Below are 20,933 nucleotides of genomic sequence, written 5' to 3'. Positions count from 1 at the left end.
ACCGACCGGACGGGCGGTGGGCCAGGCCGGAGGCGTGACCGGGCGCCCGCCCCGAGGGCGGGGCGATGGCTGGCGCGGGTCCGGCGGTTCGGCCACGGCCGGTGGCTGGCGCGGCTCCGCCGACTCGGTCAGGAGGCCGAGCCGGGTTGGCGGTCCGACCAGCGGGTGGGGGAAACGACGGTGGAGCGGCTCCGTCCCGACGAGTTCCGGCCCGGGGTCGTGGCGGCCCAGCCGGCGGTCGGCGCGTTGCGGCGGCGCAGCGACCGGCGGTAGTAGTCGTCCCGGTGCGCGAACTCGACCGGCAACGCGCCGGGCAGGTCGACACCACGCTCGGGGTCGGCCAGGGCATCGGCGAACGGCGCCAGCCCGGCCCGGGCGAGCAACGCGTCCCACTCCGGCGGGGCGAGTTCCACCATCGTCGGGTTGGCCAGCCGGAACCCGGCGACGCCGCGCCGGATCAGGGTGGCGACCCGGCGGACCGTACGGGCCGAGCCGAGGGTGCCGCCGGAGAGCGCCAGGGCCGGACGGCCGGTGCTCCGGACGGCGTCACAGACGACCAGCAGGCGTTCCGGATCCCGACCGCCGGCCTCCGGCCCGGTCGCCGGCAGGATTCGCAGCGCCGACGGCCACTGCCAGCGGATCTGCCCGGTCACCACATGACTGCCGATCGGAGCGCTGCGGCGCCGTTGCCGGGAGCCGGCCCAGGGTACGGGAGCGGGCCCGATCCGCCAGTCGACGCAGACGTACGCCAGCCGTCGGTCGGTCACCGTCACCTCGGCCCGCCGGGGCAGCGTCCAGACCAGCTCGCCGGTGCTGTCGTCCGGGGAGAGCAGATGCCCGGCGACGTCCACCTCGTCCCGCCACAGCAGCTGCTCGTCCGGCTCCAGGACCAGCCGACGGTGCCAGTCCAGCCGGGGAAAGTACGTGTCGTCCTGCGCGGGGTCGTCGAACCGGTGCGGCCGGATGAAGAACGGAGACGCGTCCTCGGCCATGTCGCCTCCCTGCTGTGCTGGTCGGTACCGGAACCCGGGCGCCGGGGCTGACCGGGGCCCGGGTCGGGCGCGGTCACGGGGGAGGGCCTCCGGGGTTCCGGTACGTCTTGGTCATCAGGTAATCGGAATTACACGGAACTGTCACGACGGCTGTTGGGGGGTCGGACGCTCGGCCGACCCGCCGGACACCCGTCGGGTGATGCGGGGTGGATCCACCGGTGCGACGGCCGGGACCGATGCCCGGCCTCCCGGGTCAACTGCCGATCTCGTCGGGACGGACGAGGCCGTCCTCGATCGCCCGGGCGAGCAGGGCCGCCTTGGTCGCGGCCGGCCGGCCCGCCCTGGCGTACTTGATCCGGGCCCGGTCGACGTACTGCTTGACGGTGTGTTCGCTGATGTTCATCCGGCGGGCGACCGACGCCTTCGACATCGACTGGAACCAGAGCAGCAGCGCCTCCCGTTCCTTGTCGGAGAGGACCGGCCGCCCGGTGCGGCGGTCGCCGACGATCGCCCCGGCCAGCGCCGGTGGCACGTACGGTCGGTCGTGCGCCGCCGCGAGCACGGTCTGTACACAGTGTTCCCGTCCCTCGTGTTTGGCCAGGAAGGCGACCGCACCGGCGTCCAGGACGGCCAGGATGGTCTCCGAGTCGGTGTGTTCGGAGTAGACGACCACGCGTCGGCCGGCGCCGCTGAGCTCGGCGACCCGGTCGATCACGGTCCGTCCGTGCAGGCGCAGGTCGAGCAGGATCACGTCGGCCGCCGGCTGGTCGGCGGCGAGCACCACGTCCGGGTCGTCGCCGGCCGCGACCACCACCAGCCGGGGCTCGGTGGCCAGCCAGGACCGGATTCCCTCGATGACCACCGGGTGGTCGTCGACGATCGCGATGGCGACCCGGGACCGCTCCGAGGTCACGCCCGCCACCGGGTCTGCACCCATACCATGTCCTCGTTCTCTTCGTAGAGGTACTCGACCTCTGCCCCGTGGTCCGGGTCGCCGGTCCGGCCGTCCCCGGTGGTGTCGATGCTGCCGGTGCCGGCCGGACCGGACGCCACCGTGGAGGTCCCCGGGGTGGTCAGGCTGACCACCACCTCGTCGGGCTGGGCCACGACGGTCAGCCGCGCCCACCGGGTGGCGGCGGCCAGGGTCGCGGTCAGCGGTTCGGCCAGCCGTCGACGGATCTCCACCGGCAGCGGCGGCAGGCTTCCGACCGCGACGAGATCGACCTGGAGGCCGTTGCGTTCGACCACGTCGACACAGGCCCGCAGCTCGTGCAACAGCGGGTCCGGGACGTCGTCCGACTCGGCGATGAGCCGACGCAGCCGGGACGCCTCCAGGGCACAGCGACGCTGGACGGCGGGATCCGCCGGATCGGCCCGCCCCTCGGCCAGCTCGGTCAGGATCGCCCCGGCGGTCCGGTTCAGTTCGGCGAGCCGGTCGCGCCGGGCCCGGTGCACCCGGCCGGCGGCGGCCCGTTCGGTCTCGAGCGCGTCCCGGGCGGCCGCCGCCCGGGCCGTCCGTCCGGTCAGTTCGGTGAGCAGGTTGATCGCGATCATCATGGCGATCGGCAGCACGATGGTGCCGTAGACGGTCATCGCGTAGCGGCTCAGTTCGGCCGGGCCGCGGTCGGTGTTGACCAGTACGCCGACCAGGGCGATGAGCGCGCCGGCCGCGAGCACCGCGACCAGTTCCGGGATCCGTCGCCCCCAGAGCAGCAGGAGCGCGAACCAGGCGAGGGTCGCCCAGCCGAAGTTGGCCGAGTCGAACACCGCGTTGGGCGGGGTGCAGGCGAGGACCGCCACGTCGATGACGAGCAGCACCCCGATCAGCGGCCAGGCCGGCGCCCGGGTTCCCCGGAGCAGGTGCCGGGCGGCGACCGCGCCGACGACCACATAGCCGAGCCAGCCGGCGGCGACCACCCACGGTGACCGGTACCGGTCCCACTGGGCGATCACCGCCGGCAGGTTGATGGCGAGGTGCCAGCCGAACGCGATGAGCACCGCCGCCAGCCGGGGTCCGCGTTCGACGGTGCTGGTGACCGCGCCGGTGGGGCCTTCGACGCTGTCCGTGCCGGGGGGACCGTCGGTGGTGGGCTCGGCCGGCCGGCCGACGACGGTGGAGACGGTGGGCAGGTCAGCCGACATCGGACCACTCCAGGCGTACCCGGCTGCCCCGGCCGGGTGCGGAGTCGACCTCGGCCCGTCCACCCACGGTGGCCATCCGACCGTGCACGGACTCGCGCAGGCCGTACCGGTGGTGTGGGACCGTGCCGGGGTCGAAGCCGGGGCCGTCGTCGCCGACCTCGACCACGACGGTGCCGCCGTCGCGGCTCAGCCGGACCGTCGCGGTGGCGTCCGGCGCATGACGCAACACATTGGACAGTGCCTCGCCGGCGCTGTCGGTGATCGCATCGGCGACCTTGGTCGGCACCTCGCACGGTTCCAGGGCCACCGTCACCCGCAGCTGCGGTGACCGGCGAAGCAGCCGGCGCAGCCGCTCGTCGAGCGCGGTGTCGCCGCCGTCGGCACCGTCGTGGCCCGCGTCGCCCGCCGGTACGTCGGCCGGCTCGCGCCCCCCGGCCAGCGCAGCCAGGGTACGCAGGTCCCCGGCGGCCCGCTCGCGCAGCGGCGCCGACTGCCCGGTGACCGCACCGAGGCCGACCACGGTCAACGTGGAGAGCACCGTGTCGTGCAGGTCCCGGTTCTGCTGGCGTTCGGCGATCCGGGCCGCCCGGGCGGTGAGCGCGGTCCGGGCCGCCTCCTGGTAGCCGGCGAAGGCGTCGTCGGCGCGCCGGCTGCTGCGCCGGGCGACCCCGGCGAGTACGGCGCTGCAGAGGGTCTGTACGACGAGGGTGACGCTGTTGTCGACCGCCTCGGCCTGGTCGCCGGCGAGGTGCGCGCCCGTCCCGTACGCGGCGGCGACCAGCAGGCCGGCCGGGATCGACCAGCGGGTGGGCAGGACGAACTGGGCGATGATCACCGTGGTGCTGGACTGGATCGCCACCCAGCTGACCCCGCCGGGCAGCACCTCGGCGGCCACCAGGCGCCGGATCAGCAGGCAGGCCCCGACGGTGAGCAGAACGTCGACGGCCATCACCGGGGCGTGTCTGCTGTGGCGGACGACCCAGCCGGCGAAGAACGCCGACCAGACGGTCAGTACAGTCACCGCGACCACCAGCAGGGTGGTGTCGACCGGTGGGGTGCGGACCGCGAGCGCGACGGCGGCGCAGGCGAGCCCGCAGGTGAGCCGGAGCAGCGCGGGGAAGATCGTGTAGACCCAGCCGAGGGCGCTGGCGGCCGGCATCTCGGGCGGGGACGGGGCAGACACTTCCGTCGTCCCTCCCCCCGCTCACCCACCTGCCGGTACCCCGACGAGGGGTGCCGAACCGGACCGTACCGCTACATATCGAAGCAGGAGAATAGCAGGCGGTGGCCGACCTGCGGGGCCCCGAAACGGGTTCGACGTGGCAGGAAACGGCCGCTGCCGCGGTCGGATCAGGCGTGGTCGTTGGCCGGAGGCACCGCGTTGACCGGCAGCCGGTAGATCCAGACCGGGTAGTCGACGGCGGACCGGCCGCCGGCCAGGCCCGGGGTGCGGTTCAGTTGCGCGGCGGGAATCCACAGGTGGCCCGTGCCGTCGAGCCACATCGCGTCGGCCCAGGCCAGGCGCGGATCGCTGAGCAGGACCTCGACCCGACCGTCGGGCCCGACGGTCAGGAGCCGCCGCTTGTCCACGTCGCTCAGGTAGATCACCCCGGCCGCGTCGATGGCGGTGCCGCCGGTGGTCGGGGTGTCCGCCCACGGCTCGACCCGCTCGGCCACCACCTCCGGAGGTACGGCCGGGTCGTCGAGGCAGCGCGTCTCGATCCGGTACAGCGGCCCGGACGCCGGTTGGAAGTACAGGTACGCCCCGTCCGGCGACACTTCCAGTTGGTCGGCGTGGATCCGCAGTTCGTTGCCGTCCGGGTCCCGGAGGATCTCCCCGTCGGCGCGCATCGGTCGGCGGGCGACGGTGCTCGGGTGCTGCTCCAGCAGCCGGCGGGCCTCGCCGGTCGCCAGGTCGAGCACGATCAGGCCCGGTGCCCCGGCGTCGGTCAGGTACGCCACCGGCCCGTTGAACCGTACGTCGTCGAGGTAGCTGTGCTCGTGCACCGCCGTGTCGAGCGGGTACTCCCGGAGCACCGTCGCGGTGTCGGTCGCCACGACGACCAGTCGGGGCCCTCCGGGTACGACCGGCAGCCCGAACCCGGGTGTGCCCGCGTCGACGATCCACAGGTTGCCGTCGGGGCCGATCCGCAGCCCGTTCACGTGCACGAACGCGCCCCGGGGGTCCGGGGTGTGCCGGACCTCGTTCCACGCCTCGTCCGGGAAGGGGACGATCCGACCGTCGGAGACGACCTCGCCGACCTGGATCCCGGGGCCGTCGGCCGACGGGAAACTGACGAAGACCCGGCCGTCACCGGTGGTGGTCACGCCCGTCCAGACCCGGTCCGCTGCGGTAACCGGGCGCAGTCGGGGGTCCTCGCTGGTGCCGGCGCGCATGCTGTTCAGCGTATCGCCGGATCAGTCCGGTAATAGCGTTTCGTCCGGTCAGCCCCGGTTTGTCGGCTGTCCGAGGGCCCGGTCTGTCGGCTGTCCGAGGGCCCGGTCTGTCGGCTGTCCGAGAGCCCGGTCAGAGCAGCGGTTCGAGTAGCCGGTGCGGCTGGCGCAGCGCCCGGCTGACCGGATCGTCGCGCAGGTCGTCCCGGGCACCCGGGCCCGGGCGTACCTCGACCTCCTCGGGCGGGACGAGCCGGTCGCAGCGCTCGCAGACCCCGCGCGGGTCGAGGGGCGCGTCGCAGTCGGCGTGGCTGAAGAGTCGGCGGGGCCCGCCGGCGGAGGTGTGCCGCTCGCCCCACTGGCCGAGTTGGTGGAGCATGCCCCACAACTCGCGGCCGCGCTCGGTCAGCACGTACTCGTCCCGGGGCGGAGAGTCGGAGTAGCGGTGTCGGGCCAGCACCCCGGCCTCGGTCAGGGTGCGCAGCCGCTCCGCGAGGACGGCCCGGGGGATGTCGAGGTGGGCCAGAAAGTCGGCGTACCGGCGTACGCCGTAGAAGGCGTCCCGGACCAGGAGCAGGGTCCACCGTTCGCCGAGCAGTTCCAGTGCGCGGGCGAAGGAGCAGTCCTGCCGTTCGTAGTTCTTTCCCAGGGCCACGGGTCGATGGTACCCGCCGGTTGGTTCGTTCACCGAACCTCGTCTGGTAGTCTTCCGGTTCGTTCATTGAACCCAGCCCTGGTGTGGGCCGAACCTGGAGGTGGAAATGGAGCTGCGCCAACATGCCGCGCGGTCCGGAGGCCCGGCCCGGCCGTCGGCGGGCGGGGCGGTCCTGCTGGTGGTCTGCATCGCCACCCTGCTGGCCGTGATGGACTACTCCGCGCCGGTCACCGTGCTGCCACAGACCGCCGCCGGACTGGGCGCCGGCCCGGTCGGGCAGGTCTGGATGATCAACGGGATCGCCCTCGGGCTGGCGGCGACGGTGCTGGTCTCCGGCAGCGTCGCGGACAACTTCGGCCGGCGGCGGATCTTCCTGGTCGGCACCGGGCTGCTCGGGCTCGCCAGCCTGGGCAGCGCCCTCGCCCAGGAACCCCTGCTCTTCATCGCCGCCCGGGTACTCCAGGGACTGGCGAGCGCGGCGATCATGTCGGCCGGCCTCGGCCTGCTCGGCCACGCCTTCCGTACCGGGCCCGAACGGGGCAAGGCCACCGCCCGGTGGGGTGCCACCCTCGGTGCCGGTATCGCGCTCGGGCCGCTGGTCAGCGGCGCGCTGGCCGAACTCGTCAACTGGCGGGCGTACCACGTGGTGGCAGCGGTCGCCGCCGTCGCCCTCGTACCGTTCGGGGCGTGGCTGCTCGACGAGTCGCGGTCGAGCCGGCCCCGGCCCGTCGACTGGGCCGGAACCGTCGCCCTGGCCGCCGGCCTCGCCCTGCTGCTGGTCGCGGTCACCGACGGGCGCACCGGCTGGCTGCGTACCCCGGTCCTGCTGCCGCTGGTGCTGGGTCTGCTGCTGCTCGGCGCTTTTGTCGTCGTCGAGCGACGCAGCCGGCAGCCGATGCTGGAGCTGGCGCTGTTCCGCTCCCCGATGTTCCGGCTCTCCGCCCTCGGCGGGCTGGTCACCGGACTCGCCCTGCTCGGCCCGATGTCGTACCTGCCGACCCAACTGCAGGGTCCGATGCGGCTGGGACCGCTGGCCGCCGCCGGGATCTTCGCCGTCTGGTCCGGCATGGCGTTCCTCGTCGCGTTGCAGATGCGCCGGTTCGGCGCCCGTCACTCCTCGGCGAAGCTGCTGGTGGTCGGGCTGCTGCTCACCGCCGCCGGGGAGGCGGCGCTGCTCGGCCTGGTCGGCTCCGGTACGTGGTCACGGGCGCTGCCCGGCCTCGCCGTGGCCGGGATCGGTACCGGCGTGCTGAACGCGACGCTGGCCCGGCTGGCCGTGGAGAGCGTGCCGGCCGACCACGTCGCGATGGGCTCCGGCGCCAGCAACACCGCCCGGTACGTCGGTGCCTCGCTCGGACTGGCCCTGGTCGGCTCGATCGCCTCCAGCGGCGTACGACTCGGTGACCCGGCCGACGTCACCGTCGCCGTGGCCGCGCTCGTCGCGGTGCTCGGCGCCGTGCTGGCCGCCACCCAGCGGCGGCGGCTCGCCGTGGCGACCGGCTGAGCGGCGGCGGCTTGCCACGGCGATCGGCCGACTCCCCAGCCGCAGACCGGTCGGCGGCTACTCCGGCCGGAAGAGGTCAGCGAGGGCGGCGTCGCCCTGGGTCAGCGTCGAGTCGCCGGAACCGGCGGTCAGCAGGATCCGTCGGCAGCCGTCGAGTTCCACGGTGACCTCCGCCCCGACCGGAACACCCGCCTCCTGCAACAGTGCGAACCGGCCTGCCGGCAGGGCACACTCCCGGGCCGGTCCCCGGTCCGCCAGCGCGGCCCGCAGTACGGTCCACCGGTCCCGCGGCAGGAGCAGCCCGTACTCGAAGTCGCCGGCCGGTTTCGTACTGCCCTGCTGGTCGGCAGGGACACGATAGACGCAGAGCCGGATCTGGCGGGCCGAGCCCAGCGGGACGCCGTCGAGCCGGCCGGAGGTCTGCGCCGGCGCCAGGCGGGTGTGCATCGCGATCGTGTCGGCCCGGCCCTGCCCGCAGCCGGAGGCGGCGGCGCCGGCCGACTCGATCTCCCGCACCGGCCGTGCCGAGACCTGGGTCAGGGTGAGCTGGTCGAGTGCCCGCGTCACCTCACGCCGGGGCTGGCCGCAGGCGTTGCGGGGTACGCCGGGCCGGTTCCACCGCCCCTCGGCGTCGAGCAGGGCGAACCACGGGACGAGCACCAGATTGAGCAGGCACGGGTTGTCGGTACGGGGTTCGTCGGGCAGCCGCAGCGCCGTGACGAGGTCGCCGACGTCCTCGGCCCGCCGCTCGAACTCGACCAGATCCTGGCCGCCGGCGGGACGCTGCTGCGGAGCCCGGACGCAGAGCACCGCCGAGGTGGCGACAAAACTGTCGGGCAGCCGGGGAAGGGTCAGCGGGTCTTCGTCGTACTGCGGCGGCACCCCGTCCCGGGTGCCCCCGTCCGGCGGGAACGCCTCCGCGGCACAGGAGGTCCAGCTCGACCGCAGTACGGCGGGTCCGGTCGGCACCGGCCACTGCTCGACCGGTGGTCCGGACCTGTTCGTGCCACTTCCGGCGCAGCCGCTCGAGGCGGCCGTGACGGCGCCCACCAGCAGCAGCCCGACGAGGAGTCGTGCCAGCGGTCCGCGCATGCCGTCGCCCCATCCCCAGATCCCGGTGCACCATCCCACCGCGCTGTCCTTTGTGACGCGCTCACCCGACTCCCGGTTCCGCGCTGGTGGCGACCTCGGGGGCCGGCTCCACCGGGACGGCCAACCCCCGGGCAGTGGTCACCACCGCCGGTCGGTCACCCCGGGCCGGTGCGGTCCGGCGTCAGGCGGCGGCGATCCGTTCGGAGAACTCGACGAGGCGGTTGGAGAATCCCCACTCGTTGTCGTACCAGCCGAGCACCTTGACCTGGTTGCCGACAGCCTCGGTCAGTGGGGCGTCGAAGATCGACGAGTAGGGGTTGCCGACGATGTCCGCCGAGACCAGCGGCGCCTCGGAGTACTGCAGGTAACGCTGGAGCCGCGGGGAGGCGGCCGCCTCGCGGAACGCCGCGTTGACCTCCTCGACGCTGGCGCTGCGCCGGAGGACCACGGTGAGGTCGGTGATCGAGCCCACCGGGACGGGGACGCGCAGTGCCGCGCCGGTGAGCCGTCCGTCGAGCTCCGGGATCACCTTGCCGATCGCCCTCGCCGCGCCGGACGACGTCGGAATGGTCGAGACGGCGGCGGCGCGGGCCCGGCGCAGGTCGGAGTGCGGGGCGTCGTGCAGCCGCTGGTCGCCCGTGTAGGCGTGGACCGTCGTCATCAGGCCGGATTCGATGCCGAACGAGTCGTTCAGCACCTTCGCCAGCGGCGCCAGCGAGTTCGTGGTGCACGAACCGTTGGAGAAGACGTCGTGGCTGTCCGGGTCGAGCCCCTCGTCGTTCACTCCGAGAACAAACGTGGGGACGTCCCCCTTGGCCGGCGCGGAGATGATGACCTTCCGCGCGCCACCTTTCAGGTGGGCCGCCGCCGCGACGCCGTCCGTGAAGTGGCCGGTGGACTCGATGACAACGTCGGCGCCGACGTCACCCCAGGGGATGGCCGCCGGGTCCGGTTGCGCGAAGACCCTGATACGCCTGCCCCGGACGGTGATCGTGTCGCCCTCGAAGGCGACGCCGTCGAGGCGGCCGAAGATGGAGTCCCATTCGAGCAGGGTGGCCAGCGTGCGGGCGTCGGTGAGGTCGTTGACCGCGACCACCTCGACGTCGGCGTCGTTCGCCAGGGCGGCGCGCAGGTAACTGCGCCCGATCCGCCCGAACCCGTTGATGCCGATGCGTACCGTCATGACGTTCTCTTCCTCTTGTCGTTCGTGTTGCTCGGTGCGGACGGTGCCGCCGCCCGGAGCAGGTCGAGGGCGCCGGCGCGGGCGTCGTCGAACGGGCCCGGGTCCTGCTGCGCGATCGCGAGCACGTAGCCGCCCTGCAGGACGGCCATCAGGGTGTGGGCGAGGCGCTCGGGATCGAGGTCGTCCCGCAACTCGCCGGCGGCGACCGCCTCGCGAAGCACCTTCACCCAGCTGCCGTGGACCTGGGCGAACGCCCGCGCCACCGGGGCGAGCAGCACCGGGTCCTCGCGGACCTGCGGATCCTGGGTCATCCGGCCGACCTTGCAGCCCTTGAGGGCGGCGCGGGGGCGCATCAGATAGGCCTCGATCCGGGCCATCGGGTCGCCCGGACCGTCGAGCTCGGATGCGGCCGGGAGCAGGTCGACGACGTTGCGCTCAAGGGCGGCGAGCGCCAGCTCCCGCTTGCTCGGGAAGTGGTGGTACATGCTGCCCTGGCCCAGACCGGACCGTTCGCGCACGTCACGCGGGCTCGTGGCGGCATAGCCGCGCTCCCACATGAGCTCGCTCATCGTCTCGACCAGCAGTTGTCGCGAGTCCATGCCAGTATTCTGTACATACCAGTAGGTACAGCGCAACCTCGTGTCCCTCCCGAGGACCAACCTGGGCCGGGCGGTGGTGGTCGTCCTCGTGGGGCCTGGTTCGTCCGCACGGCCAACCGTGTCGCTCTACCGTGGCCGGCATGGCCATCTGGCCGTACGTCGCCCGGCTCCGCGCCCACCTCGGGACCGAACTGTTGCTCCTGCCGTCGGCCGCGGTCCTGCCCGTCGACCCCAGGGGCCGGATCCTGCTGGTGCACCGCCGCGGTCACCACGACGGCTGGGGACTGGTCGGCGGCGCCGTCGAGATCGGGGAGTCCCCGGCGCGGGACCGTAGGAGTTGGCGGGGGGCCGTAGGAGTTGGCGGGGGCCGGCAGGGTCGGGTGATTCCGGCGTATCGTCGCAATTTCTCGGGCACGATGACCAGGTGAAACTCGTTTCGGCCGGTGCCCACCAGTCGGCAGTCGCTCGCCGGGTCGGCCCTGATGGCGGCGGTCGTACCCCTGGTGGCGGCGGTCGTACCTGAACGGCGGCCCGGTGAACGGCGTGGTCGACACCCTCTCCGCGCTCTCCGGCTGGGCCGCGCTACTGGTGGTCGGCGCGCTCGCCTTCGGCGAGTCCGCCGCCTTTGTCGGCCTTTTCCTGCCCGGCGAGACCGCCCTGCTGCTCGGCGGCGCCCTCGCCGCCACCGGGCAGGTCAGCCTGCCCGCGATGGTCATCGTGTCGATCGTGGGTGCCATCGCCGGAGACAGCGTCGGCTACGAGATCGGCCGCTGGAGCGGCGCACCGCTGCGGCGCAGCCGACCGGGCCGATGGGTGGGGGAGGACCGCTGGAACCGCGCCGAACAGTTCATCGCCCGGCACGGACCGGTGGCGGTGCTGCTGGGCCGCTGGGTCGGAGTGCTGCGTACCCTGGTGCCGGCCCTGGCCGGGATGAACCGCATGCCGTACCGCAGGTTCCTGCTCTACAACGCGATCGGCGGCGCGGCCTGGGCGACCGCCGTGGTGCTGGTCGGCTATCTGGCCGGTGCCTCCTGGCGGCGGGTGGAGAACCACCTCGGCGAGGCCGGTGCCGGCCTCGCCGCCCTGGTGGTCGTGGCGCTCGGAGTCTGGTGGTGGTTACGCCGCCGTCGTCGGCACCGGTAGCCGCCTCCACCAGCACCGTCGGCGGACCCGGCACGCGGCCCGTCGACCTCGCCACCGCCCGCCCGACCGGTACGTCCGTCAGCGGGCGCCGACCGGAACGTTGATGATCGTCGCCAACAGTTCCTGCGCCCGCTGCGCCCGGTCGATGTCCTCGCGCTGGATGCGTTCGATGAACTGCCGGATGTCGTCATGGCCCTCGGCGTCGTTCTTGTACTGCTCGTAGACCTGTCCACCCTTCAGCGCGTGGTACTGGATGGAAACCAGGTCGTAGACGATGTTGTCGGCGTGGCCGTGCTTCTTACCCATGGTGATCTCCCTCCCTCGGCTGCCACCGATCGCCTTCCCCTTTCCCACCTGCTTGAACCCGCGCCCCGCCCGCACTGGCTGTCGTCGGTCCGGGCGTGCTCAGTCGGCGTGCGGCCCGGGCGTGCTCGGTCGGCCCTCGGCCCGGGCGTGCTCGGTCGGCCCTCGGCCCGGGCGTGCTCAGTCGGCGTGCGGCCACGGCGAGGCGGCCACCACGACGCCGTACAGGAGGTGGTCGGCGAGCAGGCCGAACTGCTCCCGGACCCCGTGCCGACGTTCGCTGATGCCGAGCAGTGGGGCGAGGCCGACCTCGAACACCACCCAGAAGCCGAAGCCGTACGCCGGGCCGACCCAGCGCCGTCGACGCAGACCCCGGGGCAGCAGCCCGAAGAGCGCGCCACCGGCCGTGCCGTAGGCCCAGTGGACCAGTTCGACGAGCGCCTGCCGGCGGGCCACCGGCACCCGGCGGAAGAGGCCGGGCGCCGTGTGCAACAGCACCGACTCGGGGGGCGTGCGCTGGACGATCCCGAGCGCGGTGGTGGCCTGCCGTACCCCGGACATCGCCATCGCGGCCACCGTGCCGCGCGCACCCCCGCGGAGCACCGCCGCGGTGGCGGCACGCGGTCGTCGCCCTGCCCCGGCCACCTCCACCCCCTCTCCCGGCGAGAGGAAGGTCCCTTGTTGTCGCCCGGGCGGCAGCCAGGGGTGCGGAAGGGCCCCTCCCACGGTCGGGGTACCCCGCCGTGATGCCGGAAAACGAGGCCGCGCCCGGAAGACGACGGTGGGACGGGACCGGAGGTCCCGTCCCACCGTTTGCCGGCCATGACGGTACGTCTGCCGGCCGTGGACGCCGTGCCAGGTCAGGGCGACCTGATCACCGCCACCCGGTCACTCACCGCCGTCGGATCACTGCCACCAGAAGCGGGAGGTGTACACCAGTTGCCCGGGTACCACCTCGCCGTCGATCCGCAGCTCGGTGTACGCCCAGTACTCGCCGTCGCCGGTCAGCGGGCTGTCCGGCCGGAGCGTGAACTGCGGCGTGGTACCCCGTTCCACGGTGGCCGGCAGGGTGAGCGTGGCCGGCGCGTACCGGCCGGTACGGCTGAGCACGGCATGCCCGAGCCGGTAGTCGACCACCGGACCGCTGGCGGTGTACGCGAAGACGTACGCCGTGTACGTCCCCGGTTCGGGCAGGAAGACGTACGCCTGCTCCGAACTGTGCCAGTTGGCGCTCCGGTACATCAGCTTGTCGCCCTTGTACAGGAACAGGTCCAGGTCGGCGTTCGGGTCGTCGGTGCCGGTCTGCACCACGATTCCGGCGCTGCCCTTCGGCACCGTGAAGGTGTGTGCCCGTACGCCCAGGCCGTTGCGGTCGAAGACGCCGCCGTCGACGCCGGCCGGCATGGAGTACGAGTTCCACTCGATCGGGGTGTAGCCAGTCGAACGGCCGGAGATCGGGCCGGTGAAGCCCGGCTCCAGCAGGCCGAACGCGCCGGTGGTGAGCCGCCCGAACTCCAGCTGCTCGTCGTCGTAGGGCCGGGGGGTGATGCCCCACGGACGGGCGGCGACCGGGATCCGGACCTGGTGGGCGTGGCTGTGCCAGGTGATCGCCCCGGTGACGTACCGGTCCCACGGCGCGTCACCGCGACGCAGGGTGATGGTGACCGTGACGGTCTTGCCGGGGTCGACGGTGACCGACGACGGGCTGACCGTCACCCGCATCCCGGGCAGGCCACTGACCGAGGCCCGGTACGTCTCCCGCTTGCCGCCGACGTTGGTCAGCTTGCGGGTCAGCGTCACCGGCCGGGTGCCGTCGTACTCGCGCAGCGAGATGGCGGGCAGGTTGAGGTCCCGGCCGTCCGGCGTGGCGGCCTCGCTGAAGGCGACCAGGTCGGCGGCGGCCGGCTCGAACACCAGCCCGGGGTCGTCGGCCCGGTCCAGGGCCAGCATTCCGCTGCCCTGGGCCAGCGGGGTGTCGGTGCCCTCGGTGTCGGTGGCGGTGGTCCGCAGCGCCGAGGCGACCGCGGCCGCGGACCAGGTCGGGTGCTTGGCCCGCAGTACCGCCGCCGCGCCGGCGACCTGCGGGGCCGCCATCGAGGTGCCGGAGTACACGTCGTACTCCCGGCCGAAGTTGCCCGGCGGGGAGACCGCGGCGAGGACGTCGCTGCCCGGGGCGACCAGGTCGGGCTTGAACAGCCCGTAGTGCACCTGGTCGGGGCCCTTGGACGAGAAGTCCGCGACGCTCGGCAGGCCGGGAACGCTGGATCCGTCGCCGCCGGAGCCGACCAGCGCGGTGGCGTCGGTCGGGTGCCGCATCAGGTAGTTGAAGAGTGTGCCCGACTGTTCCCGGGTGGGCAGGTAGAGCACCGGGAAGTCGTAGAGCGAGTTGACCCGGAAGTTGCCGATCGGGTCGAAGAGCAGCATCGCCGCCGCACCCTTCGCCTTCAGTTCCTGGACCGAGTCGTACGGGTTGCTCAGCGCGCAGGCCACCACCTTGCCCTGGACCTTCGCCGGGTCGATGCTGCCCGGCACGCAGTACGCCGAGCCGTTCTCCGGCGAGCCGGCCTGCTCGCCGAAGACCAGGGGCAGGGGCTTGCGGCCACCTGGCAGCACGTCGAGCGAGGTGCCGACGATCCTGCTGCCGTCACCGAGCCGGACGGTGCCCTCGTTGGGCGTGGTGACCGCCGCGCCGACCGTGGTCACCCACGGCTGCGCGTTGGCGATCATCCCGCTCATGCCGTCGTTGCCGGCGGCCGCCGAGACGAAGACCCCGGCCAGGGCGGCGTTCAGGAAGGCGTTGCCGATCGGGGTGTTCGGCTGCTGGTCCCCGAAGGTCATTCCGATCGAGTAGTTGATCACCTGCACGCCGTCGGCGACCGCCGCGTCGATGCCGGCGATGATGTCCTCGTCGAATCCCTCGCCGCCCCAGAGCACCTTGTAGGCGGCGATCTGCGCGTCCGGCGCGACGCCGCCGACGGGGCCGAAGTCGCGGCCGGAGATGGTGACGTTGCGGATCGGCAGGCCGGCCGCGGTGGAGGCGGTGTGCGTACCGTGCCCGGACATGTCGCGGGCCGAGAGCAGTTCGCCCGGCGGCAGCTCGCCGTAGACCGCCAGGTACGCGTCGGCGAAGTAGCGGGCACCGACGATCTTGCCGTTGCAGTGCTCGACCACGAACGCCGCGCCGGTCTGGCAGGTCCCGTGCCAACCCGCCGGGGCCGGCATCCTCTTGGCGAACGACGGGCTCTCCGGCCAGATGCCGGTGTCCAGCACGCCGATCACCACGCCGGCGCCGGTGTCGCTGCCCGGCTTCGGCTTGTCGGGCTTTCCGGGCTTGCCCGGCTTGCCGCTCCGATCCGCCGTCGCGTCGTCCGCATCGCCGGTGGTCTCCCCGGTCGCCGTCCCGGCCGGGTCAGCGGTCGCGGGTGCGCCCGGGACCGGGGTGCTCGGCCGGGTGTCGGGGGTGGTGCCGTCCGGTGTCGCCGTGCCGGTGGTGACCAGCCGGGACTCGGTGACGCTGCGGACCCGGTGGTCGCGCCGCAACGCGGCCACCTGTTCCGGGGTCAGCTTGGCGGAGAAGCCGTTGAAGGCGGTGGTGTAGGTCCGGGTGACCGTGACCCCGGCCGCCCCGGCCACCGCCGCGCGCTGGGCGTCGAGATGCTTCCGGTACGCCTGCGCCGCCGTCGACTGTGGTGCCAGCTGCTCGCCCGCCGCCGGCCGGGTCCGGGCCAGGCCCGAAACCCCGCCCTGGTACGTCGTCACCGGCTCCTCGGCCAGCTCCACGATGTACCGGCCGGTGCTGGCGGGTTCGGCGGCCCGCCGCTCGGTGCCGGACCCGGGTGTCCGGGTCCGGTCGGCGTCGAACGGCCGTCGGCCGGCGCCGCCGGTCAGGTCGATCCGGTCGCCGTCCTTGACCAGGCCGAGGTCGGTGGGGTCGTGTGCCGTACCGCCGGGCTGGGGCGGTGCCGCCGACGCCGTACCCCCGGTGGCGACTGTTCCGCCGCCGGCCAGGGCGAGGACCAGCAGCGGTACCGCCAGTCTTCGACGCAGGCTCCTGTTTGTGCTCGTCACGGAGCTCCTTTCGACGCCTCCACTGGATGGAAGCGCTCCCATGAACGTTGCGGCGCCTCCCGGATCAGCGGGAGGTGCCGACCCACCCAACCGGATGCCGGTTAGGCGGAAGTTCAGAGGATGTTACGACTGATCTTGCTTAGCAAGATCAACCTTCTGCCCGGGTGGCCATCCCCTGGGACGGAACACCTCCGTACGCCGCACCGGGGCGCGGGTCAGGGGCGGTGTCCGGGAGGCTCGGGCACGGGCGACGACACCACAGAATCGTCGTCGCCCGGCCGACCGGTCACCGCTCGACGGCCAGCCGTACGCCGAGCCCGATGAAGAGGCCGCCGGTCGCGGCGTCGATCCGGCGGCGTACCGCCCGGCGGCGTCGGAGCCAACCGCCGATCCGGCCGGCGAAGACGCCGACCGCGCCGTCGACCAGGAACTCCAGGAAGATCATGATGGCGCCGAGGATCGCGAACTGCAGCCAGACCCGGCCCAGGGCCGGGTCGACGAACTGCGGCAGGAAGGCGATGGTGAACGTGACCATCTTCGGATTCAGCAGGTTCGTCAACAGTCCACTGAGGTATGCCCGTCGACCGGAGAGCCCGGCGCCGGTCTGCGACGGTTCGGCCGTACCCTTCCCACGCTGTCGGATCAGCTGCACCCCGAGCCAGATCAGGTAGCCGGCGCCGACGATCCGGACCACGGTGAACGCGGTCGGCGCCGCCGCGAAGAGCGCGGCCAGCCCGGCCGCCGCCACGGCGACGTGGATCGCCTCGCTCGTCGCCACCCCGGCGGTGGCCAGCAGGCCGGCCCGGGCGCCACCCCGCATCCCGCAGCCGAGCACGAAGAGCATGTCCGGCCCGGGCGTGACCATGGCGACGGTGGTGGTCAGGGTGAACGCGATCAGCAGATGATGGTCGATCGGCACGCTCGGATCCTCACCGTCGGGCGCCGCGTCGTACCCGTGAATTCCCGCCCTTCGGACGTGACGCAGAAAGTTGCCGGCGCCATCCAACACCAGGAGGCCCCGGTTACGTCTGAGGGGGTGAGAGGGAGCCGAAGGAAGGGCCTGCGACGTGACGTTCGAGGAGTACGTCCATCTCCGGGGTGCCGCGCTGGTCCGGTTCGCGCGCCTGCTGACCGGAGACGACCACCGGGCCGACGACCTGGTCCAGGACGTGCTGGCCAAGGCACACCGCCGGTGGCGGCGGGTGATGGCCGGGGACAGACCTGACGTGTACGTCCGGCGGATGCTGGTCGACGCCGGCTGCGCCGGTCGGTGGCGCCGGTTCGGCCGACGGTCACGTCGCCAGCCCCGACCGGGCGCCCCCGCCACGGCGGCCACCGGTCACGGCCCGGCTGACCCCGGATCCGAGGCGGCCGGGCGGGACCAGACGTGGGGGCGGATGTCCCGGCTGCCGCCCCGACCCCGGGCGGTCCTGGTGCTGCGTTACTACGAGGAACTGGACGACGTTCTGATCGCCGAGATCGTGGGCTGTTCCCCGGAGACCGTCCGGGCCACCGCGCTCCGGGCCCTCGCCACGCTGCGCGGCGGTCCGCTCGGTGTCGCCGATCCGGTGCCGGGAAGTGGGCGGTGACCGACCAACTCGAGCGGACCCTCGCCCGCAGCCTCGCCGAACGGGTGGGCGGCCCGGTCGACACGGCCGACCTGGCGGCCTCGGCCCTGCGCCGGGGCCGTCTCCAACGTCGTCGTCGCCGCACCCTGGTCGGGGCCGGTGCCGCCGTCGCGCTGGCGGTCGCCGGGCTCGCCGTCCTGGAGCCGGCCGCCAGCGACCGGGTGGCCGGCGTACCACCGCCGGCCGCGCCGCATACCCCGGCTCCGCCGTCGGTCGGTCGACGGGCACCGACGCCGCCGGTCGCGGTCGGCGTACCGGGTGCGGCGGACGCACCCCGGCTGGTCGGCACCGATCCGGGGGTGTTGCACTTCGCGGTCGACGGGTTCACCGTCGGCGCACAGAGCGTGACCTGGGCGGTGGAGTCCGGCAGCGAGCGGGTGGCGGTCACCGCCGGGGCGCGGTACACCGAGGTCGCCCTGGCCCGCGCGGTCGGGCCGCTCGACCTGCTGGTGCAGCGACAGGACGTGGAGCCGACCGCCGCCTGGTCCGAGCCGGAGCTGTCGGCGGCGACGGTCGGCGGACTGCCGGCCACCCTCCACGTCCAGCGCAGCGACCGTGCGGAGGCCTTCCACCTGCGGTGGAAGGCGGCTCCGGGGGTGTGGGCCCAGGTGTCCGGGCACGGCGGCTGGGGCCGCGCGGCCGAGGCCGGGAGCATCGCGAACCGGGTACGCCTCGACACCGCCACCCGGTGTTCCGCACCGGTCAGGCTGCCGGCGTGGTCACCGGCGGAGATCCCGCTCGGCTGTCGGGTGACCATGGCCGGCGGCGAGGTGCCCAACGCGGACGGACGACTCACCCGTCTCGTGGAGGCGGTCCTCACCGTCGGCCATCACCAGGGGCAGGTGGAGATCGGGGTACGCCGCCGGACGGCGGACGGCACTCCGGCGCAGCAGCGGTTGGCCGGACGTCCGGCGTACGGGTCGACGACAGCGTCGGGTGGGACCCGGCTCGTGGTGCCGGACTTCGACGGCCTGCGGGTCGAGCTCGGCGCCTCCGAGGGGATCACCGCCGTGCGGCTGACCCGGGTCGTGGACGGGCTCCGGCTCGACGGCGACCCGGAGGAGCCGGCGACCTGGCCGCAGTGGCCGTCCACCGGCGGGTGACCGTCAGCACCACCCGACCCGGGCTGACGAAAGGGCCGGTGCCGAGGACCGCGTCCTCCGCACCGGCCCTTCGGCTGGTGGCTACGGTTCAGCTGGCAGAACAGGTGGGACTCATGCCGCTGCCGCTGCCGGTGCCCTGGAAACCGAACTCGGTGGACTGTCCGGCGGCGATCCGGCCGTTGTAGCTCACGTTGGTGAACGTGACCGCGCCGCTGTTACCACTGCGTTGGGTGTTCCAGGCGTTGGTGACCGTGGCACCGGACGGCAGGGTCATCCCCACCGACCAGCCGTTCGTGCCGGACGAGCCGGCGGTCACCCGTACCGTGGCGACGAAGCCGCCGTTCCACTGGTTCAGCGAGACGGTGGCCGAGCAGCCGCCCGGTCCCTGCGTCGGCGGCGTGGTGGGCGGGTTCGTCGGCCCGCTCGTCGGCGGCGTGGTCGGCGGGTTGGTCGGGGTGACGCCGTTGTTGAGCGCCTGGAGCGTGGCGTCGTACGCCGGCTTCTTGTTGCCGTTGCACTCGAACAGCAGCGGAGTGCCGCCGCTGCGCCACGAGTCACAGTCCCGGACGCCCCAGACGGTGATGCCGGTGCACCGCGAGACGGCGAGGCAGTCGTTCACCACGTTGCGGTAGGTGTTCGCCTGGGTCGTGCCGGAACCCTCGATGTCCAGCTCGGTGATCTGTACGTCGACGCCGAGGGCGGCGAAGCTGGACAGCGTGGTGCGGTAGTTGCTCGGGTACGGCGAGCCGCTGTTGAAGTGCGACTGGAAGCCGACGCAGTCGATCGGCACCCCGCGCTGCTTGAAGTCCTGCACCATCCGGTACACCGCCTGGGTCTTGGCCCAGGTCCAGTTGTCGGTGTTGTAGTCGTTGTAGCAGAGCTTCGCGTTCGGGTCCGCCGCGTCCGCGGCCCGGAACGCGGCCTCGATCCAGTCGTTGCCGGTGCGCTGCAGGTTGGAGTCGCGGCGGGCGCCGCTGTTGCCGTCATCGAACGCCTCGTTCACCACGTCCCAGGAGTCGATCTTGCCGGCGTAGTAGGAGGCGACCCGGGTGACGTGGTTGACCATCGCGGAACGCAGCGCACTGCCGCTCATCGCCTCCATCCACGCCGGCTGCTGGGAGTGCCAGGCCAGGGTGTGGCCGCGGACCTTCCAGCCCCGGCTGAGCCCGTGGTTGACGATCCGGTCGCCGTTGGTGAAGTTGAACTGGTTCTGCTGCGGCTCGGTCGCGTTGATCTTCATTTCGTTCTCGGCCGTGATCTGGTTGAACTCGCGGTTCAGCACGGTGGTGTAGGTGCTGTCGCTGAGCTTGCTCACGGAGACGGCGGCGCCGAAGTACCGGCCACCGCGTTCGGCGGCGGACGCGCCGAGGGTACTCGCGGCGCTGGCGGAGCCGGCGAAGGTGATCGCGGTACCGCTGGCGACCAGCGCAGCGGCGGCCGAGACCAGCAGGACGCGTACGCCTTGCCGCAGCTTCGGGCGTCTGCCCGTCGGCGGGGATACGTAACTCATGGTTCGTGCCTCTCGATGGTGGTGTGGGTGGCGCGGGGTGATCGGGTCACCGCCTGCTGTGCTGCCGACTCAGCAGGAGACGTCGATCTGCGTGAACGGTCCGGACCGCTGGGACGGTCGGGGGTGGGCACCTCGGGCGGTGGCATCTCCGCACGCGGTTCGGGTCGGTCGAGGTGGCGTACGCCGGCGCCTCCGACACGGCCGTCAGCCGTCCGGACACGGTGGCGCGAGGTAGCCCTTCCGCGCGTGACCCGGTGGCCCGGATCCGGTCACACTGCGCGGACCTCATCGACACGACTCGATTTCGGGATGCTAACGAAAGAATTCCGAAACTTCAACGGGACGAACGTCGGTCCGATCTGGACGAGCAGCGGGTCGGACGTCCGCTGACCCGCCCCTCCGTGAAGCTGAGCCGCTGGTCAGCTCGGAGGCGGCGGGGCAGGGTGCGGCGGAGGTGCGGAACGAACCCGTTCGATGGAACTTTCCGGAACTAGGCCGTGTGTCATAAGTGCCGTTCGAGTCTCCGAAGCCAGGTGTCGATCATGCTGATGGTGGCGGTGGCTTCGTAGCGCACGGCGAGTTTGTCGTAGCGGGTGGCCACGGCGCGGTGTTGTTTG

General features: G+C 72.9%; 19 protein-coding genes. 5 read left to right on the top strand and 14 right to left on the bottom strand.

Annotated elements, in window-relative coordinates:
• Positions 1-128: 128 nt before the first annotated feature.
• The 6 genes from ABGB05_RS08600 to ABGB05_RS08575 all read right to left on the bottom strand — a co-directional run bounded on the left by ABGB05_RS08600 (position 129) and on the right by ABGB05_RS08575 (position 6,183).
• On the bottom strand, positions 129-992 hold the full coding sequence (locus ABGB05_RS08600) for a hypothetical protein (protein WP_347652669.1): 864 nt from the start codon (positions 990-992) through the stop codon (positions 129-131).
• 253 nt (positions 993-1,245) lie between these two features.
• Entirely contained in the window at positions 1,246-1,929 is a 684-nt protein-coding gene (locus ABGB05_RS08595; protein ID WP_347652668.1) for a response regulator transcription factor, read from the bottom strand.
• Positions 1,902-3,134, bottom strand: a complete 1,233-nt coding sequence (locus tag ABGB05_RS08590) for a hypothetical protein (protein WP_347652667.1) — start codon at positions 3,132-3,134, stop codon at positions 1,902-1,904. Before ABGB05_RS08590 ends, ABGB05_RS08595 begins: the two co-directional genes overlap by 28 nt.
• A complete protein-coding gene (locus tag ABGB05_RS08585; RefSeq protein ID WP_347652666.1) occupies positions 3,124-4,317 on the bottom strand; it encodes an ATP-binding protein in 1,194 nt (397 codons plus the stop codon). Before ABGB05_RS08585 ends, ABGB05_RS08590 begins: the two co-directional genes overlap by 11 nt.
• 167 nt (positions 4,318-4,484) lie before the next feature.
• Positions 4,485-5,531 (bottom strand): L-dopachrome tautomerase-related protein, encoded by a 1,047-nt coding sequence (locus ABGB05_RS08580; RefSeq protein WP_347652665.1) that lies wholly within the window; start codon positions 5,529-5,531, stop codon positions 4,485-4,487.
• Between the two features lie 130 nt (positions 5,532-5,661).
• On the bottom strand, positions 5,662-6,183 hold the full coding sequence (locus tag ABGB05_RS08575) for a helix-turn-helix domain-containing protein (protein ID WP_347652664.1): 522 nt from the start codon (positions 6,181-6,183) through the stop codon (positions 5,662-5,664).
• Between the two features lie 106 nt (positions 6,184-6,289).
• Between ABGB05_RS08575 and ABGB05_RS08570 the strand changes: the two genes are divergently transcribed.
• Positions 6,290-7,687, top strand: a complete 1,398-nt coding sequence (locus tag ABGB05_RS08570) for an MFS transporter (protein WP_347652663.1) — start codon at positions 6,290-6,292, stop codon at positions 7,685-7,687.
• 57 nt (positions 7,688-7,744) lie between these two features.
• Here the strand turns inward: ABGB05_RS08570 and ABGB05_RS08565 are convergent, their stop codons facing one another.
• The 3 genes from ABGB05_RS08565 to ABGB05_RS08555 form a co-directional block, all read right to left on the bottom strand.
• On the bottom strand, positions 7,745-8,779 hold the full coding sequence (locus ABGB05_RS08565; protein WP_347652662.1) for a hypothetical protein: 1,035 nt from the start codon (positions 8,777-8,779) through the stop codon (positions 7,745-7,747).
• Between the two features lie 181 nt (positions 8,780-8,960).
• Positions 8,961-9,962: a type I glyceraldehyde-3-phosphate dehydrogenase gene (gap, locus tag ABGB05_RS08560; RefSeq protein ID WP_347652661.1), complete on the bottom strand. Its 1,002-nt coding sequence runs from the start codon at positions 9,960-9,962 to the stop codon at positions 8,961-8,963.
• Positions 9,959-10,561, bottom strand: a complete 603-nt coding sequence (locus ABGB05_RS08555; protein ID WP_347652660.1) for a TetR family transcriptional regulator — start codon at positions 10,559-10,561, stop codon at positions 9,959-9,961. Before ABGB05_RS08555 ends, gap begins: the two co-directional genes overlap by 4 nt.
• Positions 10,562-10,701: 140 nt before the next feature.
• On the opposite strand from ABGB05_RS08555, the gene ABGB05_RS08550 reads away from it, so the two are divergent.
• The gene (locus ABGB05_RS08550; protein WP_347652659.1) at positions 10,702-10,989 is read left to right on the top strand and encodes an NUDIX domain-containing protein; all 288 of its coding nucleotides are present in this window, start codon (positions 10,702-10,704) and stop codon (positions 10,987-10,989) included.
• 106 nt (positions 10,990-11,095) lie between these two features.
• On the top strand, positions 11,096-11,704 hold the full coding sequence (locus tag ABGB05_RS08545; RefSeq protein WP_347652658.1) for a DedA family protein: 609 nt from the start codon (positions 11,096-11,098) through the stop codon (positions 11,702-11,704).
• Positions 11,705-11,782: 78 nt separating this feature from the next.
• Here ABGB05_RS08545 and ABGB05_RS08540 read toward each other — a convergent pair whose 3' ends face one another.
• From ABGB05_RS08540 to ABGB05_RS08525, 4 genes are all read right to left on the bottom strand, one after another.
• On the bottom strand, positions 11,783-12,010 hold the full coding sequence (locus ABGB05_RS08540) for a hypothetical protein (RefSeq protein ID WP_347652657.1): 228 nt from the start codon (positions 12,008-12,010) through the stop codon (positions 11,783-11,785).
• 177 nt (positions 12,011-12,187) lie between these two features.
• The gene (locus ABGB05_RS08535; protein ID WP_347652656.1) at positions 12,188-12,574 is read right to left on the bottom strand and encodes a hypothetical protein; all 387 of its coding nucleotides are present in this window, start codon (positions 12,572-12,574) and stop codon (positions 12,188-12,190) included.
• A 339-nt stretch (positions 12,575-12,913) separates the two neighbouring features.
• The gene (locus ABGB05_RS08530) at positions 12,914-16,075 is read right to left on the bottom strand and encodes a S8 family serine peptidase (RefSeq protein WP_347652655.1); all 3,162 of its coding nucleotides are present in this window, start codon (positions 16,073-16,075) and stop codon (positions 12,914-12,916) included.
• Between the two features lie 286 nt (positions 16,076-16,361).
• Positions 16,362-16,994 carry a LysE family translocator gene (locus ABGB05_RS08525; protein WP_347652654.1) on the bottom strand — a complete coding sequence of 211 codons (633 nt, stop codon included), beginning with the start codon at positions 16,992-16,994 and terminating at the stop codon, positions 16,362-16,364.
• 148 nt (positions 16,995-17,142) lie between these two features.
• Between ABGB05_RS08525 and ABGB05_RS08520 the strand changes: the two genes are divergently transcribed.
• On the top strand, positions 17,143-17,664 hold the full coding sequence (locus ABGB05_RS08520) for a SigE family RNA polymerase sigma factor (protein ID WP_347652653.1): 522 nt from the start codon (positions 17,143-17,145) through the stop codon (positions 17,662-17,664).
• Positions 17,661-18,806 (top strand): hypothetical protein, encoded by a 1,146-nt coding sequence (locus ABGB05_RS08515; protein ID WP_347652652.1) that lies wholly within the window; start codon positions 17,661-17,663, stop codon positions 18,804-18,806. The genes ABGB05_RS08520 and ABGB05_RS08515 overlap by 4 nt, the downstream gene beginning before the upstream one ends.
• Before the next feature lie 88 nt (positions 18,807-18,894).
• Here the strand turns inward: ABGB05_RS08515 and ABGB05_RS08510 are convergent, their stop codons facing one another.
• Entirely contained in the window at positions 18,895-20,316 is a 1,422-nt protein-coding gene (locus ABGB05_RS08510) for an endo-1,4-beta-xylanase (protein ID WP_347652651.1), read from the bottom strand.
• Positions 20,317-20,933: the final 617 nt, after the last annotated feature.

This window comes from Plantactinospora sp. B5E13, assembly GCF_039871775.1.
Lineage (GTDB): Bacteria > Actinomycetota > Actinomycetes > Mycobacteriales > Micromonosporaceae > Plantactinospora.
Note: the sequence above shows the minus strand (reverse complement) of the source record. Positions and strands in the feature narration are given on the sequence as shown.